The sequence below is a fragment of the Paenibacillus camelliae genome, assembly GCF_023715345.1.
Lineage (GTDB): Bacteria > Bacillota > Bacilli > Paenibacillales > Paenibacillaceae > Pristimantibacillus > Pristimantibacillus camelliae.
Genome location: NZ_JAMBNY010000011.1, coordinates 20916 through 36158, shown reverse-complemented (window position 1 = coordinate 36158; position 15243 = coordinate 20916). Strand labels below are relative to the sequence as shown.

The following is a 15243-nucleotide window of genomic DNA, read 5'->3' as shown; positions in this document are numbered from 1 at the left end:
TGACAGCAGTCATGCATTACGGTATAATAGGATGATCTTACTAGATTGCAACAGGGGGATGGACATGATTGCAGAAGCGCTGCAAAGGGCAGTTCAAGCCTATTATAATGTAAATACACCGATTGAGAAGAGCAAGGCAGTAGAGGATCTGACCTCTCTATTTCAAATGACGAAAAAGGGCAAGCTGTTTATAGCGGATTCTGAAGAGTATGCAGTTCGCTTTTCCTACAGCTCTAAGGATAGCTTTGCTAATACAGTGCTGGCGTTAAAAAATGTACTAAAGTTTGATCACATACCGATTATATTATGTCTGCTGAAGCCTACTTCCTACGAATTTATGCTTGTTAATACGACATTCTTGAAGAAAATATCGCATAGCTCCAAGGCATTGACGGAGACAAATATTCGCGGCTCGTTTCTCGGGCACGATATTATGCGAGAGATCAAGGTGGCAGCAGATCGAGTAATACCTAATGAGCCACAGTATTTTGATGAGTTGTTTGCGTTCCATGAAAGCATTGAAACAGCTGATAATATCAGTCGATTAGTAGAGGAAACGTCGCAGATCAGCTCGCAAAAGTCTGCATTCGTCATTGATGAGGCGATGACAGAGCGTATTCATCAAAGCTTGCTCTATTCCTACACGAAGAATGACGAGCTCGAGCGCGTAAAGGCAGAGCTTGATCAGCTCGTGTTCAAGTACAGCGATGAAATTTTGAATATTGCTAAGGAAGAATCGACCAACGTCAATTTGCGAGGCAATCGCATCGAACAGCTGCTTACGAAGGAAGGGCTGAATCAGCACGGTCTTGCAGATGAAACGGTAATGCTTGACGATGGCGGGCGACTGCTCATTGATATTAAGACAAGCACAGGCTCGGCAACTGCCAATCCGAAGCTGTACAATGTCGATAAGCAGCTGGAGGCACTATCTGACGGACATACCGTGTGCGCAGTGTATATGATCCATATCAATGCGGAGCTGCAGCAAATTGATACCTATATGGTAAACTGCTTCGATGAGGATATCCTTGATCATACGCTTATTCAGCATCACTGGTCAGGCCGTAGCTCCAGAGGCAGCAGCCAGCTTCACGCTCGCGTGTTTCAAGCACTAGCAGCAAAAGATCGTGCACCACGATTCAATCCGGAGCGGGCACTTAGCTTTATCGATGAGCTTATTGCTCGTGAGAAGTACTCGGAGTAGCGGGTTCGAATGATTAAGCTGATCGAGTACTCTCACTAGCTACATTAGTAGATTAGCAGCGAGCGGGGTAGGTAATGTCATTTATGCTAGTTATGCAAGATTATGCTAGTTATGCAAGATCCTCGTAATAAATTGTAAATGGACTTATTCTTGTTTCTTGCTTGTTAAATTAAAAACAGCTGTCTCACGTCGCGTCGATGCGGCATGGGACAGCTGTTTGATTATATGCATATGGAGGAGATGGGAGCTAAAAATATAGGCTGTAACTTTAATTTTAATAACTTTAACTGTTTAATAAAAAAAGATAAATGTTACGCCTCTTTTGCTCCTTAGATACACCTCGTTAATCCAGATCTAAGCCTAGATCTAGCGTCATGTTCTCATCAGCGGCTGGACGTGTGCTCTTCGCCTTGGACTGCTCCTGCAGCGAATTTCTTTCCCAGAATACACCTTCAGAGTAGCCTTGAATCGATGCGTCCTGCTCAGCAAGCGCAAGGCGCTTCTCAGTTAAGCAAGCATAGACCTCATCTAGCTCTACACCGACGTAGCGTCGATTCAGCTTCTTCGCTGTTACAGAGGTTGTACCTGCACCGGAGAACGGATCGAACACAACATCCTGCTCATCTGAGCTCGCCAGAATGATTTTTGCGAGAAGCTTCTCTGGCTTTTGAGTCGGATGATCTGTATTTTCTGGCATTGACCAGAAAGGAACGGTCAGATCTGTCCATAGGTTAGACGGATGTGTTAAACGGAATTTTCCTCCAGATTGCTCGTCCCAATCTTTCGGCTTGCCTTCCTCATTACGATATGGAGCAATGACTTTTCGCTTCATCTTCACACGATCGACGTAAAATTTGTAATTCGTGGAGTTGGTACAGAACCATATATCCTCGGATGCGTTCTTCCAGTTGGATAGGGAGCCGCGACCTTTCTCACGCTCCCAAGTGATACGATTCAAGACATTCAAGTATCTCGATGCTACCTCAAAAATCGAATGGCTGGAGCGCCAATCTCCGCAAATATATACTGAGGCATCTGGCTTTAGCACGCGGACAAGCTTAGAAAACCAGGAATCTAGCCACTCGGTGTACTCATCACTGGACATTTTAGTGAAGGTTTTACCATTGAAGCTTTTCGTAAGATTATAAGGTGGATCAATAAACATAAGGTCAACAAATTGATCAGGAAGTCGGTCAATCGCTTCAAATAAGTCCTGATGAATCGTTTTATTCATAATCGTTTCGGCCGAGGCTGGCTCGGACAACGTAATTAGCTGCTTTTTATAAAATTGAAGCTCGTCCTCCGTTAACGTAATTGTACGATTACGTGCAGCACGTTTTTTTGGTTCAATTTGAGTCAATGATCATGCACCGCCTACTCTTAATTCATTCTCAAGTAAGTATACTATAGATTTAGCTAGGCTTTCATCCATTGATAGTTGTCAGAATTTTTACATAATTTATCTGGCACATATGAAGCGCTTTCATTTATAATATAGGTATAGCTACCTCTTACTAGACTTGAGTAAGCTACAATTGAGGGGGAATGTATATGTTTAATCGTATTCTTGTTGCTATCGACGGCTCTAAAATGAGTGAAAAGGTGCTGGTCACTGCTGCGCAGCTTGCTAAGCAGTATGAAGCGAAGCTTACCCTGATCAATGTCGGAAAAGAGCTGGTCATCCCACCGAACGTTGTAATTACCGATCTCCAAAAAATATTAGCAGAAGTTAGCAAGGCAGGGCATGAGCTGCTGAGAGAAGCGCAGGAGAAGCTAAAGGTACAAGGCATCGAGGCTTCCAGCTTATTCGTACAGGGCAGCAGCATATCAAGGAAAATTGTTGAAGTCGCCTGCGAACAGCAGCAAGACCTCATCGTCATCGGCAGCCGCGGCTTAGGCAATATTAAAGAAGTGATGCTAGGCGGAGTGAGCCACAAGGTTACCCAGCTAAGCAAATGTCCAGTACTCATCGTGAAATAATATATAAATCATATGCCACAAAGGGCACTCAGGTCACACAAGACCGAGAGTGCCCTGTTTTTGTGTGGAGTTGAACTTTTAGCGGAGTAGCTGCGAGGCAGCCCGCGAAGCGCTACCCACAATCACCCCCAAGCGGAGTAGCTGGTGATGCAGTCCGCGAAGCGCTACCCACAACCACCCCTAGCGAAGTAGCTGGCGAGTCCTTGCTCCAGCGGAGTTGCTAGCGAGGCAACCCGCGAAGCGCTTCTCACACCCCCCAGCGGAGCAGCTGGAGAGAAAGCCGCGAAGCACGACCACAACCGCCCCAGCGGAGTAGCTGGCGAGCCCATGCTCCAGCGGAGTAAATAGTGAGAGCGGAAAAGCGATAGCGGTTGCCTTTGTCCTCTGATTTCTACATTTAATATCCTTCTAGAAATCAGAGGACAACAGCAATTGTAGCCTCACTATTTACGTAGCGCTGCAATAACCTCACCGTCTACGGAGCGCTGCAATCAGAGGACAACAGCAATTGCAGCCTCACTATTTAAGGAGCGCTGCATAAACCTCACCATCTACGTAGCGCTGCAATCAGAGGACAACACTGAATACCGCCTCACCAACTACGGAGCGCTGGATTTATCCCCCGAAATACGTTACTTTTGAATAAGGCAACCGAATCGCCGAATGACCATGGACAAGTATCAAGCCAATGGTCAAATGAATCAATCTATGGGGTGCATAATGGCAAAGCAAAAATATTACGTTGTATGGGTTGGAAAGAAACCAGGGATATATACAAGCTGGAGTGATTGTCAGCAGCAGGTGAATGGCTTTGAAGGCGCCAAGTTTAAAGCGTATGAGTCTAAAGCTGAGGCAGAGAAAGCCTACGCGCAGGGCTGGCAATCACATTGGGGCAATAATAAAGGCAAAGCCGCTTCAAGTGCAAGTGGCTATGCGGCATCTAAATCGAAGAAAACGGTTAGCTCTGCTTCAGCTGCATCCGTACAGGAGGAGATCGACTATCATACGATATCTGTCGATGTAGGAACGTCCGGCAACCCAGGGCCGATTGAATATAAAGGCGTCGATACGAAAACGGGTGAGGTGCTGTTCTCGGTTGGGCCGATCCCCAATGGTACGAATAATCTAGGCGAGTATCTGGCCATCGTCCATGCACTTGCATTTATCGCAAAAACAGGTGATACACGCAATATATATAGTGATTCGATGACTGCGATGAAGTGGGTAAAGCAAAAGTCGCCCAACACAAACCTTGCACGCAATGCTTCTACACAAGAGATGTGGGACTTAGTTGATCGCGCAACGGATTGGCTTAAATCCAATACATATTCCACAAAAATTATGAAGTGGCAAACGGAGCGCTGGGGAGAAATTAAGGCCGATTACGGACGTAAATAATCGCAATGAGAAGTAGAATGATTACTTGCGAAGAAGCAGCGCTTTAGTTATAGAAGGTTAATTTGAAATAGAGGGAAGTATGTTATGAGCAACAATTACTACACGATAGGTGAGATGTCTAAGCTTTCGAATTTACCTATTCAAACCCTTCGGTATTACGACCAGATAGGCTTGTTTAAACCGATACATATCGATCCTAGCTCGAATTATCGGTACTATGATGATACGCAGCTGCATAGTCTCGATCTGATCAAAGCGTTGCGATATCTTGAGATTCCACTTGCAACGATTAAGCAAGTGCTGGACTATACGCTCGATGAGCTGGTCACATTTTTAGCTGATCAGGAGACGGTCATAGACTCTAAAATTAAAAGGCTGCAGGAAGTTCAGAACACGCTATTAAAGACGAAAAACCAAATTTCAAATCAGCTTTCTATTCCCGTCATGGACGAGGTATATGAAAGTGAGGAAGATGCGATTCGCTTGTTAAGCATTAAGCTGCAAAATTCTTCTCCTGCCTTTGTATCCAATGATTACTTCACACCGTTAATTAAAACGATAGATGAAGCGGGTGGCGTGGCAACGAAGTTTGGATGCATCTATCCGCTAAAGGCGTTTGGCTCGTTAGAAGAGATTCAATATCAATACTTGTTTACACCTTTACTGACTGACCGTTACCTTCATAATCTGGATAAAGACATGTCTGTCGTTACAATGAGCGAGGGGCGCTATCTGTGTATATCCTTTATGTTTTCGATGGATAATTATATGGAGCATTACAATCAGCTGCTGCATTATATTGAACAGCAGCAATGCAGCGTGCAATCAGACGTGTATGAGTTTTATCTGCCAACGACGTATTCCTCTCATCAAAAGCCGGAATATATCGTTCAGCTTAAGGTGAAAATGAATGAAAAATAGCAGTTGACTCTATAGTAACTGTAGGCATTATTGTATATAGGACGTCCAAAACATGATATTAATATTTCCTTGGCGAACGGAGCGTTCTATATGAATAAATTAAAAGAAAATTCAACCTTAGCGATCTTGCTTGGCAATTTATTTATTGCCTTTTTAGGCATTGGGCTCGTTATTCCGATCCTTCCAACGATTATGAATGAGCTTAATATTAGCGGTAAAGTCGTTGGCAACTTGACGGCGGCCTTTGCTCTAACACAGTTAATCGTATCACCATTTACTGGAAGAGCAGTGGACCGATATGGCAGAAAGATTATCGTTGTGATTGGCTTAATCATCTTTGGCATATCTGAGTTACTGTTTGGTATGGGGAAAACAGTAGAGATCTTGTTCCTGTCGCGGATACTCGGTGGGGTGAGTGCAGCCTTTATTATGCCGGCGGTTACCGCATTTATTACCGATATTACAACACAAGAGAGTCGACCAAAGGCATTTGGCTATATGTCTGCTGCCATTAGCACTGGCTTTATCATTGGGCCAGGAATTGGTGGGTTTTTAGCTGAGCTAGGAACAAGGGTACCTTTTTATACGGCAGCTGTACTCGGGTTTGTTGCCGCGATTCTTTCTGTTCTATTTTTATCTGAGCCAGCTCGACAACGTATGGTGCAGCATGATTCTGCGGCGAATAAAAAGTCGGGCTTGAAAAAAATGTTTATCCCGATGTTTTTAATTGCATTTATTATGATCTTTGTATCCTCATTCGGCCTGGCCGCGTTTGAATCGTTTTTCAGCTTGTTTGTCGATCACAAGTTTAATTTTACACCGAAGGACATTGCGATATCGATTACGGGTGGAGCGATTATTGGTGCCATTGTTCAAGTTGCTTTGTTCAATCGGTTGACTGTTAAGCTGGGGGAGATCGGGTTAGTGCGCTATTGTCTAATCTTCTCCGCTGTAACCGTATTTCTTGTGACACAGGCGAATTCCTATCTTACAATTATGCTATTAACCTTTATCGTCTTTGTAGGCTTTGATCTGATTCGTCCAGCCATTACGAATTACTTATCAAATGTGGCGGGTGACGAGCAGGGGTTTGTAGCAGGCATGAACTCGATGTTTACCTCTTTGGCGAACGTCATGGGGCCAATCGTTGGCGGCATGCTATTCGATATTGATGTAGATTATCCGTATTATATGGCTGTCATTCTACTCATTGTGGGCTTGTTTATATCTATGTTTTGGAAGCAAAAAGCAACAGCGCAAAGCTTAATATAGGTTTCCCAGTCTTAAAAACCAACCCTTCAGCGTAAGGGTTGGTTTTTAGTGTTGATAAACAATACGATAAGACACGAGTTGTATAAGCATATTAAGCTTCGAGTGTCTTGAAGTATTGATACACTCTTCTCAGCTGCTTTTCTTGCTTGCCGTTCTTCTTCTCCATTCCACCGAATTCGAAGAATTTCACCCTTCTGATCCCAACATATTGAAACAGCGCTTTTTTCATTAGCACCTTGTGGGCATTATTTAGCCAAAACAGAGGGTATAGCGTCGGTCCCTTCATCGACGATATGCAGACGACGGATTTTCCTTTCAGTAGACCTTCTGGCAGCAGCTTCCCATCGTCCTTATAGGCAAAATTCGAGGCGAACATTTGATCAATGTAGCCAAGCAGCATGGCAGGAGGACGACCCCACCAGATCGGATAGATGAGTATAATTTTTTCGGCCCATAGCAGCTGCTGGCGATACTTCTCTAGTCTAGGATCTTTATGCATATCCCTTCTTCGCTGGTGCTCATTAAACACGAGCCTTGGATCAAATGATTCAGCGTACAGATCGAGCACCTGAAGCTCATGCTCGACACGATTATCCTTTAGCCCTTGCAGCGTCTGCTGCAGAAATGCATAGCTTAAGCTTTGATGATTGGGATGGGTGAAGATAATGAGGGTTTTCATTTTCCACCTTCTTTGTTATCATTTGATAATAAATTAGCATGACGATTATTAGTTGTCAATAGATAATTATCTTTTGATAATATTATGAGGTGAGAGCATGGATGAGAGAGACAAGCTATTTCAGCAAACCGTTTCTTTTATAGCGGCCGTACATCAAGTGCATTATGACATGACGAAAACAATGCCTCTGCATGGCTTAACTGCCTTGCAATATGAGATCATGGAGTTTATTGCGATCGACCAGCCGTTAACACCGAGTCAAATTAGCGAGTGTAAAGGCATTTCCATGCCCAATACAAGCCGTGAGCTGCGAAAGCTGACGGAAAAAGGGCTGTGCGAAAGATTCGACGACCCTACGGATCGCAGAAAGCAATATATTCGATTGTCAGAGCTAGGGGAAAAGTATATGGCCGAGGCATTCGAGCATATGAAGCAAGAGCTTGGGAAGCGACTTGGCGATATGGGGGAAAATGAGCTTCAGCATATCATAGCTTCGATGCAGCATTTACAAAAAACGGTCTTTTACTCCGAGTAAAAGACCGTTTTTTCTTGAGAGAGGACGTATTCGTCATAAGCTCTGCATGAGGGGATATGGCAGTATTATGATCATGAGTGACATATTTATTTTACAGTTATTACATTGTAGCGCTCATTTAGGATAGGTTGAGTTACTGAGACGTACATCGTGCTACACTAGCTTTCGGATAGGTTGTAGCAAATTAGGAGGAATACGAGTGGTACGTACAGTTTTTAGAGGGGAGTCCATCAACTTCGGCTATGATCACAAGCAGCTTATATTAAAAAAAGTAGAATTGATGATTGAGGATCAGAGCATTTATGGTTTATACGGAGCTGCTTGTTCGGGAAAGACGACGTTAGCCAAGGTGATGCTTGGGTTAGAAAAACCTGAGCAGGGCACGATAACGTGGTTCAACGAGCGTCTCAACTCTAGCACGAATCGAAGAGTAGGATATGTGCCGCAGCAAAAGGCATTAATATATGATGTATCGGTATATGAGAACGTGATGTTATTCGGCAAGCTATATCAGTACCGGGGCGAGCGGCTAAAGCAGCAAGTAGAACAAGCCTTGCAGCTGGTGGGTCTATGGGAGGAACGCAGGCTAGTCTCGGCCAAGCTGTCAGATGAGCAGCTTCAACGATTAAATATTGCTTGTGGCATTGTGCATATGCCTGACGTTGTCATTATGGATTCGTTAACGGAACATATTGATAAGAAAGCGGTTTCATTTATAATAGAAATAGTGAGGCAGCTGCATGATTTGGGGATGACAATTGTATATCTTTCGCAGAACATGGAAGAAATCAAGCAGCTGTGTACGCATATTGGCATTTTGAAGGATGGTATATTATCTGCTGAAGGAACGATTGAATCGATGATAGATAATAAAGTGATGAATGAATATCGAGACATACTCTGAAAAATCCGTTAAGAAAGGGAAAGTTGGCACATGTATGTGTTTGAGTTGTATGCGAGACGTTTGGTCAAGCGTAAATTGGTTCTTGCTGGCATGGTGATGCTGCCTGTGCTGCTAGCACTTTTACTAGCGAAACTGTATGAGCCTAATCAGGTTGAACAATTCTCTAGCATGATGAGCGGTATGATCGGTATTCTCACGATATTAGCGCTTATAAGCACGATGATGTTTTACAGTGATAAGCAGCATAAGACTGCACAGCGAATATTCCTTAGTACGTTAAGCAAGCTTAGCTTTTATGGTCAGAAGGTACTGGTCTTTTTAGTTATCAGTATGTTACAGCTTCTGGCAATGGTGCTGGCAGTAGAACGACTACTACCGTCAAAATTAGAACTAGCCTTCATGGACTATTTAATATTGTTCAGTGCTTACTGTTTGTTAATTATTATTACGGCTGGGGTTGGACTGATTGCCAAGAATCGAGCTCGTTCAGACAATGGTAAAGGGTTAATATTAACGATAATCGGTTGCGCGCTGTTTCTTATATGTGGGTTGATTGGAGCTAGTATCGAGCTGCCGTTTATCTTCAATTCGATGGCGAGCATTGTACCAACCTACTGGCTGACAGAGGTGATATCAATCATTTTCGATGATCCAGGCAGACATATAGAGCAGCTGCTCGGTTATATGGTTAGTTTGTTGCTATGTGCAGGCTTAATATTACTGCTACTATGTAGAACGAGAACTGAGAGATTATAGGAATGCATCAGGGAGGTATTGCTGAGAGGAAGAAACAGGAAGGAGAATTCATTTGCTGTTTTACAGTCGATATCAATCAAATGACCCTGAAGATTTTGCGACAGAATTAACGAGGATGCAAACGAGCATTCTTCGAAGCAGCGGACGATCTATTTATCGCAAGCCTTATTTGTATGAGCTGCCAGCGACTATGAGCTATAGTCAGCTTAGCATGGCGTTGTATCGCACAATAAGCAGTCATGCTATGCTGCAGGTCCAGTTCAAGTATGAGCGCAAGCTGCAGCGCTATGAGCAATACATCGTGCAGCTCCCCTCTTTAAATGATTGGGATATCCCTATCGTGGATATCGGCATGCAGCCGGAGATGTATATTATAACGGAGGAAACGAGTGTGCCGTTGTTAGAGGGCTATCCTTGGCGCATTAAGTTTTTGGAGTATGATGACAAGCGTTATATGTATCTAGAGTTTCATAGCATATGTGTGGACCATTATGGAGTGAAGTGCTTTGAGGATACGCTTTTTAGAGCATTAAGAAGTGGGTATCAGCTTCCTTCAGGGAATTTGTCTTCCTATCGTTTAGTACGCAATATGGAGATCATTTCCTCTAATTTCAGGCAAAAGCGTCAAGATCCGGTCCAGTTCCCTCTTATTCAGGAGCCTGGCATGAGGATTATTACAGCTTCGTATGAGCTGTCAAGTGATCAAATGATGGTGATCGAGCAGATCAAGAAACGGTACAATGTGGAGGCGTCGGTCGTTTACCAGCTTATTGTCGAGCAAATGCTCGGCTATGACTCAGAAGGTGAGCTATACGGGATGATCGATAATTGGCGCTCTACGCTAAGGAATTTCGATGAAGTTGGCTGCTTCTATTATATGAATGGTGAGGTAGTTCAGGGCCTTGGTGTGATGAGAAGTCGCTTAATGACCTTGCAATTGCAGCATCAAAAACGTAAGGAAGGCGAATTTACGACCATTAGTAAGCGCAATGACTACTCAATCGTGTACAGCTATGAGGAGGTGCTCTGTCAGCGATTGGTAGAAGTACCTGCCGATCAATATGGCCCATACGAGCTATTTATACGGATTAGATGTGGACAAGCTGGGACAACTGTAAGGTTCGAATATAGTCCCGAGCATTACTGCAGAGAACAAATCAAGCAATACTATATTCATCTGTACAATGTAATGAACACACTGCGTCAGCAGCTACTGACAAACTGTGCGTCATAACGAATCATCGCATTTTTTGACATGAATGTCATAAAAAATAGGGAAAATGATACAGTTATGATGAATAAACGCAATATTAAGACAATTTGATGCATAGCTCGTCCTGGTATGTATAATAAAGACATAGAGAGGTGAAGCACATGCAGGAAGAAAGCGTACAGCGTATAGGGATCATAGAATCGCTTGCGAGTCGCATGGCTCTCTGGTTGAACAAGGAGCGCCAAGGTGATCACATCGACTACTTGAAGATGAAGCTAGGCATTGAGACAATCTTAACCAACGTGTCGAAAGGACTCATTGTTTACGGTTTAGCCATCTTGCTAGGACTTTTTCTTCAGACGTTAATTCTTCATGTCGCTTATGCGGTAGTAAGAAGATATGCCTATGGGTTGCATGCTAACTCTAGCACGGTATGCAGTATCGTGAGTATAATCTTATTTATCGGCACACCTATTCTATCTCAGTACCTTCCGTTTACTAGATTGATGGTTATCGGATGTGGACTATTGTTTATCACTCTACTTTATTTGTATGCACCGGCTGATACGGACAAGTCGCCGATTATCGGAGCCGAGAGAAGACGCTCACTTCGAATGAAGTCGATAGTGGCGTGCGCTGTGGTCACAGGAGTTGCCTTCCTGTACCCAGATCCATTCATTAGGAGTCTTCTTATGTTGGGCGTGGCGATTCAAATTGTCATGATCCTACCACTCACATATAAATTATTAAAAAGGAGTGTTAAAAATTATGAACAATATGAAACAGAATCAAGGTCTGCTTAACGGTATGAGAGGAATGGCTTCAAAATTCATGGGGGATGTCGCTAAGAAAAGCGGCGAGCAAGCATTGGAAAGCGCTTGTCTATTCTGGTCCCACGAGCCAAAAATCCCTACGGAGCTACTGAAGCAATCCAAATAATCTTACTCGAATAGTTTTATTCAAATGTATATAATAGACTTTTCCTTGTTAGAGCACATCTGACGAGGAAAAGTCTATTTGTTTATGAAGATTAATACTCTATTAACAATCAACGTTTATTATAGAGTGTGTTATAATATAGTAAAGATAGAAAATATACTCAACATTGCAAATAATAGAAAAGATTAGAGGTTCTCTTATGTCTGTTTTCATTAATATTAGTTTGCAAACCATAACACTAATCATATCGATATACATATTGTTCCAATATGAAATGAGTAAAAAACTACTAATTTCATTACTTATCGGCTCGATCATTTTAGGTTATCCATTATTTTTGTGGCAGGGCATCATTGGTGTGTTTATTATGCTCTTAATCTGGGTCGTATCGCTTGGCTTCTTTCGAAAGAAATTGTTTCCAAGTATCGTCGTTCCCGTAGTCGCAGTAATAAACCTAGTAATTAGTGATTATATTGTCAGAGCCGTATTTTTGATGATAAAACAACCATCCATTGACTATTTACAATCCGATTCATATATATCAATGATTAACATCATTATCTGTATAGTTACACTTCTATTAAGCTTCATCGTTTCATACTTTTTGGCAAACTTCTTAAAGCAGGATAGCTTCATGCGCAGCTACAGTATGCTGTTTGCTATATTAAGTATCGTTACCCTCGTTATTTTCTATATTAATATTTTAATAGGTAAACAATCAGGTTTTTCAGATGAGAACATTCGAGCAAACAGTGTGCTGTTTATTTTTTACTTTAGCATATTAATCGGTGTATGCTTCCTGCTCACAAGAATGATTGTGAAGGAAACGAATATGCGCAATCAGCAAATTCAATATGAACGGCTGACCGAGTATACGGAAAACTTGGAACAAATGTATACGAATATGCAGAAGTTTCGCCATGACTATATCAATATACTGCTATCGATGTCTGAATATATAAGAGCGAAGAACATTGAAGAGCTGGAGCAGTATTTTAATAACAACATTATGCCGATCAGTATGAATATGAAGTCCAACGCTTACAAGCTTGGTTCACTTCATAATTTGAAGATTCAAGAGTTGAAGGGGATTATTTCCTCAAAAATTATAAAAGCTCAGGAGCTAAATATCGATGCGAACGTTGAGGTTGTTGAGCCAGTAGAACAGATTAATATGGACCCTGTCAATTTATGCCGTTGTGTCGGTATTATATTAGACAATGCGATTGAAGAGGCTATTCATTGCGAGAAGCCCTTTGTGCATGTCGCTCTAATAAAGCGTGGGGGCTCCAATATTATCGTTGTGTCGAACAGTAGCCGACCGTCAACGCCAGAGCTTCATAAAATCTACGAGAAGGGTTTTTCAACGAAAGGTGAAAATCGCGGCTTAGGACTTAACAACCTGCGTGAAATGGTTGCAAGCTGCAACAATGTCACGATGGATACTCAAATTTTGCATGGAAAATTTACTCAGGTTTTGGATATAGCGGATTAGGAGGATTTAGTAACATGCTTGAGATTTTTATTTGTGAAGATAACGATGAACAGCGTCGTCAGCTAACAAAGTACATCTCAGATTACATCCTAATAGAAAACTTAGACGCAGAAATTACGATTTCAACAGCACATTCAAAGGAAATTTTAGACTATGTAAAAGCAAACAATGTGGTTGGCTTATACTTTTTGGATGTGGATCTTAAAGAAGATAAGAACGGGATATTAATCGCAGCAGAGATCCGCGAATACGATAATCAAGGCTCTATCGTATTTGTAACGACACACTCGGAGCTAACGTATTTGACGTTTACCTACAAGGTAGAGGCGATGGATTATATCTCGAAGGATCAATATACGGATATACAGAATCGTGTCATTGAATGTGTGGATACCGCTTATCAGCGATATGTAAAGAATACATACAAAAACCGCAAGCTGTTTCAAGTGAAGTCTGGCGAAAAAATGATTAGTGTTGATTATAATGATATATTGTTTTTTGAGACGGCACTGCAGCCGCATAAGCTCATTCTGCATACCGTAAATCGTCAGGTAGAGTTTTACTATAAGCTAAAGGATGTATTAAGCATGGATTCACGGTTTTACCGCTGCCACAACTCCTTTGTCGTCAATAAGGACAATATCGCCGAGGTGGATATTGCGAAGCGTGAGATTATTATGATTAATGGTCAGAAATGCTTTGTATCGAATCGTTATCTTAAGGGCTTAAAAAGCGTAGCGGTAAAGTAAGGATAAATGCACCCAGTAGGTCATGTAAGCAGAACTCATCTTCGTCTAATATGATTACAAAACATCGCCATGCGATCAAAAGCATGGCGATGTTTTGTGTTATTGTTGCTTATTTTTTGCATGTTTCTTTCTGAGCTGCTCTTGCTCAAAAGCCTCGCGAGCTTGGCTACCGTATAGACTTTCTCCAAACTCTGCTGCAAATTCATTCTCCGTATCAACGACGCGGTTTAGTTTTGATGTGTGAAAATCTGCATCTACTGATTTAGACGGCAACTTGTTATTGGATCTACGCATGGGACAACGCTCCTTTAATAAAGCAATATGATTGATGAATTGGAGTACGTCCTTATTATGTCTTCATCCAGTGTAGTTATGCGTGCTATCCAATGGTGTAGATTGGCTGCGCCTTCAGATGGTGTACTTGTAGCTGTGGCAGTGCCTGCTGCAGCATTTCTCCAATTAAATCTATCCCAGGCAGCTCGCTTTCTGCATGCCCTAACACGATGATCCCACAAGGACTGCCCAGAGCGGCTGCATCTCGAATATATTCCGGCGCCTCCCATTCCATGCCCTCACCGATAATAACAGCATCAAGCTGATGCTTCGCAATTAATGGTATGAGCGATGCTCCGTTTCCGCGATAGCCTACGAGCACACCGATGTTCCTGCACGGCTTGCTCTGCTCTCCTCTGAAGCGTATGTATGGCAGCTGAAGCTTATCCTTAACGGCAGTAATTATCGCTTGCAGCGGGGTAGGGGGCAGCTGAACGATCGTTGCAACTGCAGTCTCCAGTGAAATATGCTTCTGCCAGTCCAGCTTATTCACTAAGCCACGTGTAATCAGATCGGGCTGGTGGCGATGGCAATGATCGTGATAGCGATAGATCGCTAGACCATGCTTCTTAATAAACTGCTCTCGCTCATACAAAATGTCGCTATCCGCCGGCAGCGGGTAGGCTTGATGATGACTGTAGTATAACCCCTCATGTGAAATAATGAACCTAATTCCGAGCTGGACGGCCTGCTCCAGCACCTCTTGATTAGCCATAAATGTAACAGCAATTTCGCTTACCTCGTCATTTTCATTCCCATATAGCAGCTGATCTACAGTGCTTTCAAGCTCAACCGGAGAGCTTGGTAAGGTATCGATGATCTGTTTAATGGTTACGCTCATTCGCCTTCCTCTTCTCTATTC

The 15243-nt window shown here is 42.7% G+C and carries 17 protein-coding genes; 13 read left to right on the top strand and 4 right to left on the bottom strand.

Annotated features, from left to right (window positions below):
• The first annotated feature begins 64 nt into the window (after positions 1 to 64).
• Positions 65 to 1207 carry a hypothetical protein gene (locus tag M3180_RS16175; protein ID WP_251669393.1) on the top strand — a complete coding sequence of 381 codons (1143 nt, stop codon included), beginning with the start codon at positions 65 to 67 and terminating at the stop codon, positions 1205 to 1207.
• A 343-nt stretch (positions 1208 to 1550) separates the two neighbouring features.
• On the opposite strand, the gene M3180_RS16170 is transcribed toward M3180_RS16175, so the two are convergent.
• Entirely contained in the window at positions 1551 to 2567 is a 1017-nt protein-coding gene (locus M3180_RS16170) for a DNA-methyltransferase (RefSeq protein ID WP_251669391.1), read from the bottom strand.
• Between the two features lie 191 nt (positions 2568 to 2758).
• On the opposite strand from M3180_RS16170, the gene M3180_RS16165 reads away from it, so the two are divergent.
• The 4 genes from M3180_RS16165 (at position 2759) to norA (ending at position 6778) form a co-directional block, all read left to right on the top strand.
• Positions 2759 to 3187 (top strand): universal stress protein, encoded by a 429-nt coding sequence (locus M3180_RS16165; protein ID WP_251669389.1) that lies wholly within the window; start codon positions 2759 to 2761, stop codon positions 3185 to 3187.
• A 720-nt stretch (positions 3188 to 3907) separates the two neighbouring features.
• Positions 3908 to 4585: a ribonuclease H gene (gene rnhA, locus M3180_RS16160; RefSeq protein WP_251669387.1), complete on the top strand. Its 678-nt coding sequence runs from the start codon at positions 3908 to 3910 to the stop codon at positions 4583 to 4585.
• 84 nt (positions 4586 to 4669) lie between these two features.
• Entirely contained in the window at positions 4670 to 5506 is an 837-nt protein-coding gene (locus M3180_RS16155) for a MerR family transcriptional regulator (RefSeq protein ID WP_251669384.1), read from the top strand.
• 90 nt (positions 5507 to 5596) lie between these two features.
• A complete protein-coding gene (norA, locus tag M3180_RS16150) occupies positions 5597 to 6778 on the top strand; it encodes a multidrug efflux MFS transporter NorA (RefSeq protein WP_251669382.1) in 1182 nt (393 codons plus the stop codon).
• A gap of 91 nt (positions 6779 to 6869) precedes the next feature.
• On the opposite strand, the gene M3180_RS16145 is transcribed toward norA, so the two are convergent.
• On the bottom strand, positions 6870 to 7457 hold the full coding sequence (locus tag M3180_RS16145) for an NAD(P)H-dependent oxidoreductase (RefSeq protein ID WP_251669381.1): 588 nt from the start codon (positions 7455 to 7457) through the stop codon (positions 6870 to 6872).
• A gap of 97 nt (positions 7458 to 7554) precedes the next feature.
• On the opposite strand from M3180_RS16145, the gene M3180_RS16140 reads away from it, so the two are divergent.
• From M3180_RS16140 to M3180_RS16105, 8 genes are all read left to right on the top strand, one after another.
• A complete protein-coding gene (locus M3180_RS16140) occupies positions 7555 to 7992 on the top strand; it encodes a MarR family winged helix-turn-helix transcriptional regulator (protein WP_251669379.1) in 438 nt (145 codons plus the stop codon).
• Between the two features lie 199 nt (positions 7993 to 8191).
• Complete coding sequence (locus M3180_RS16135; RefSeq protein ID WP_251669377.1) at positions 8192 to 8896, top strand: ATP-binding cassette domain-containing protein; 705 nt, start codon at positions 8192 to 8194, stop codon at positions 8894 to 8896.
• Positions 8897 to 8926: 30 nt separating this feature from the next.
• Positions 8927 to 9652 carry an ABC transporter permease gene (locus tag M3180_RS16130; RefSeq protein WP_251669375.1) on the top strand — a complete coding sequence of 242 codons (726 nt, stop codon included), beginning with the start codon at positions 8927 to 8929 and terminating at the stop codon, positions 9650 to 9652.
• A gap of 52 nt (positions 9653 to 9704) precedes the next feature.
• Entirely contained in the window at positions 9705 to 10886 is a 1182-nt protein-coding gene (locus tag M3180_RS16125; protein WP_251669373.1) for a hypothetical protein, read from the top strand.
• A 140-nt stretch (positions 10887 to 11026) separates the two neighbouring features.
• A complete protein-coding gene (locus M3180_RS16120) occupies positions 11027 to 11668 on the top strand; it encodes an accessory gene regulator B family protein (protein WP_349774491.1) in 642 nt (213 codons plus the stop codon).
• Positions 11634 to 11804: a cyclic lactone autoinducer peptide gene (locus M3180_RS16115; RefSeq protein WP_251669371.1), complete on the top strand. Its 171-nt coding sequence runs from the start codon at positions 11634 to 11636 to the stop codon at positions 11802 to 11804. Before M3180_RS16120 ends, M3180_RS16115 begins: the two co-directional genes overlap by 35 nt.
• A 199-nt stretch (positions 11805 to 12003) precedes the next feature.
• Entirely contained in the window at positions 12004 to 13299 is a 1296-nt protein-coding gene (locus M3180_RS16110) for a sensor histidine kinase (RefSeq protein WP_251669369.1), read from the top strand.
• 14 nt (positions 13300 to 13313) lie between these two features.
• Positions 13314 to 14048: a LytR/AlgR family response regulator transcription factor gene (locus M3180_RS16105; protein WP_251669367.1), complete on the top strand. Its 735-nt coding sequence runs from the start codon at positions 13314 to 13316 to the stop codon at positions 14046 to 14048.
• Between the two features lie 99 nt (positions 14049 to 14147).
• Here M3180_RS16105 and M3180_RS16100 read toward each other — a convergent pair whose 3' ends face one another.
• Together M3180_RS16100 and M3180_RS16095 are read right to left on the bottom strand one after the other, a co-directional pair.
• Positions 14148 to 14342, bottom strand: a complete 195-nt coding sequence (locus M3180_RS16100; RefSeq protein ID WP_251669365.1) for a hypothetical protein — start codon at positions 14340 to 14342, stop codon at positions 14148 to 14150.
• An 85-nt stretch (positions 14343 to 14427) separates the two neighbouring features.
• Positions 14428 to 15222 carry a Nif3-like dinuclear metal center hexameric protein gene (locus M3180_RS16095; RefSeq protein WP_251669364.1) on the bottom strand — a complete coding sequence of 265 codons (795 nt, stop codon included), beginning with the start codon at positions 15220 to 15222 and terminating at the stop codon, positions 14428 to 14430.
• Between the last annotated feature and the right edge of the window lie 21 nt (positions 15223 to 15243).

Coding starts and splice junctions, on each gene's coding strand:
- norA (WP_251669382.1), top strand. CDS start 5,597: ATGAATAAATTAAAAGAAAATTCAACCTTAGCGATCTTGCTTGGCAAT.
- M3180_RS16175 (WP_251669393.1), top strand. CDS start 65: ATGATTGCAGAAGCGCTGCAAAGGGCAGTTCAAGCCTATTATAATGTA.
- M3180_RS16115 (WP_251669371.1), top strand. CDS start 11,634: ATGAACAATATGAAACAGAATCAAGGTCTGCTTAACGGTATGAGAGGA.
- M3180_RS16140 (WP_251669379.1), top strand. CDS start 7,555: ATGGATGAGAGAGACAAGCTATTTCAGCAAACCGTTTCTTTTATAGCG.
- M3180_RS16110 (WP_251669369.1), top strand. CDS start 12,004: ATGTCTGTTTTCATTAATATTAGTTTGCAAACCATAACACTAATCATA.
- M3180_RS16145 (WP_251669381.1), bottom strand. CDS start 7,457: ATGAAAACCCTCATTATCTTCACCCATCCCAATCATCAAAGCTTAAGC.
- M3180_RS16155 (WP_251669384.1), top strand. CDS start 4,670: ATGAGCAACAATTACTACACGATAGGTGAGATGTCTAAGCTTTCGAAT.
- M3180_RS16165 (WP_251669389.1), top strand. CDS start 2,759: ATGTTTAATCGTATTCTTGTTGCTATCGACGGCTCTAAAATGAGTGAA.
- M3180_RS16100 (WP_251669365.1), bottom strand. CDS start 14,342: ATGCGTAGATCCAATAACAAGTTGCCGTCTAAATCAGTAGATGCAGAT.
- M3180_RS16130 (WP_251669375.1), top strand. CDS start 8,927: ATGTATGTGTTTGAGTTGTATGCGAGACGTTTGGTCAAGCGTAAATTG.
- M3180_RS16105 (WP_251669367.1), top strand. CDS start 13,314: ATGCTTGAGATTTTTATTTGTGAAGATAACGATGAACAGCGTCGTCAG.
- M3180_RS16120 (WP_349774491.1), top strand. CDS start 11,027: ATGCAGGAAGAAAGCGTACAGCGTATAGGGATCATAGAATCGCTTGCG.
- rnhA (WP_251669387.1), top strand. CDS start 3,908: ATGGCAAAGCAAAAATATTACGTTGTATGGGTTGGAAAGAAACCAGGG.
- M3180_RS16095 (WP_251669364.1), bottom strand. CDS start 15,222: ATGAGCGTAACCATTAAACAGATCATCGATACCTTACCAAGCTCTCCG.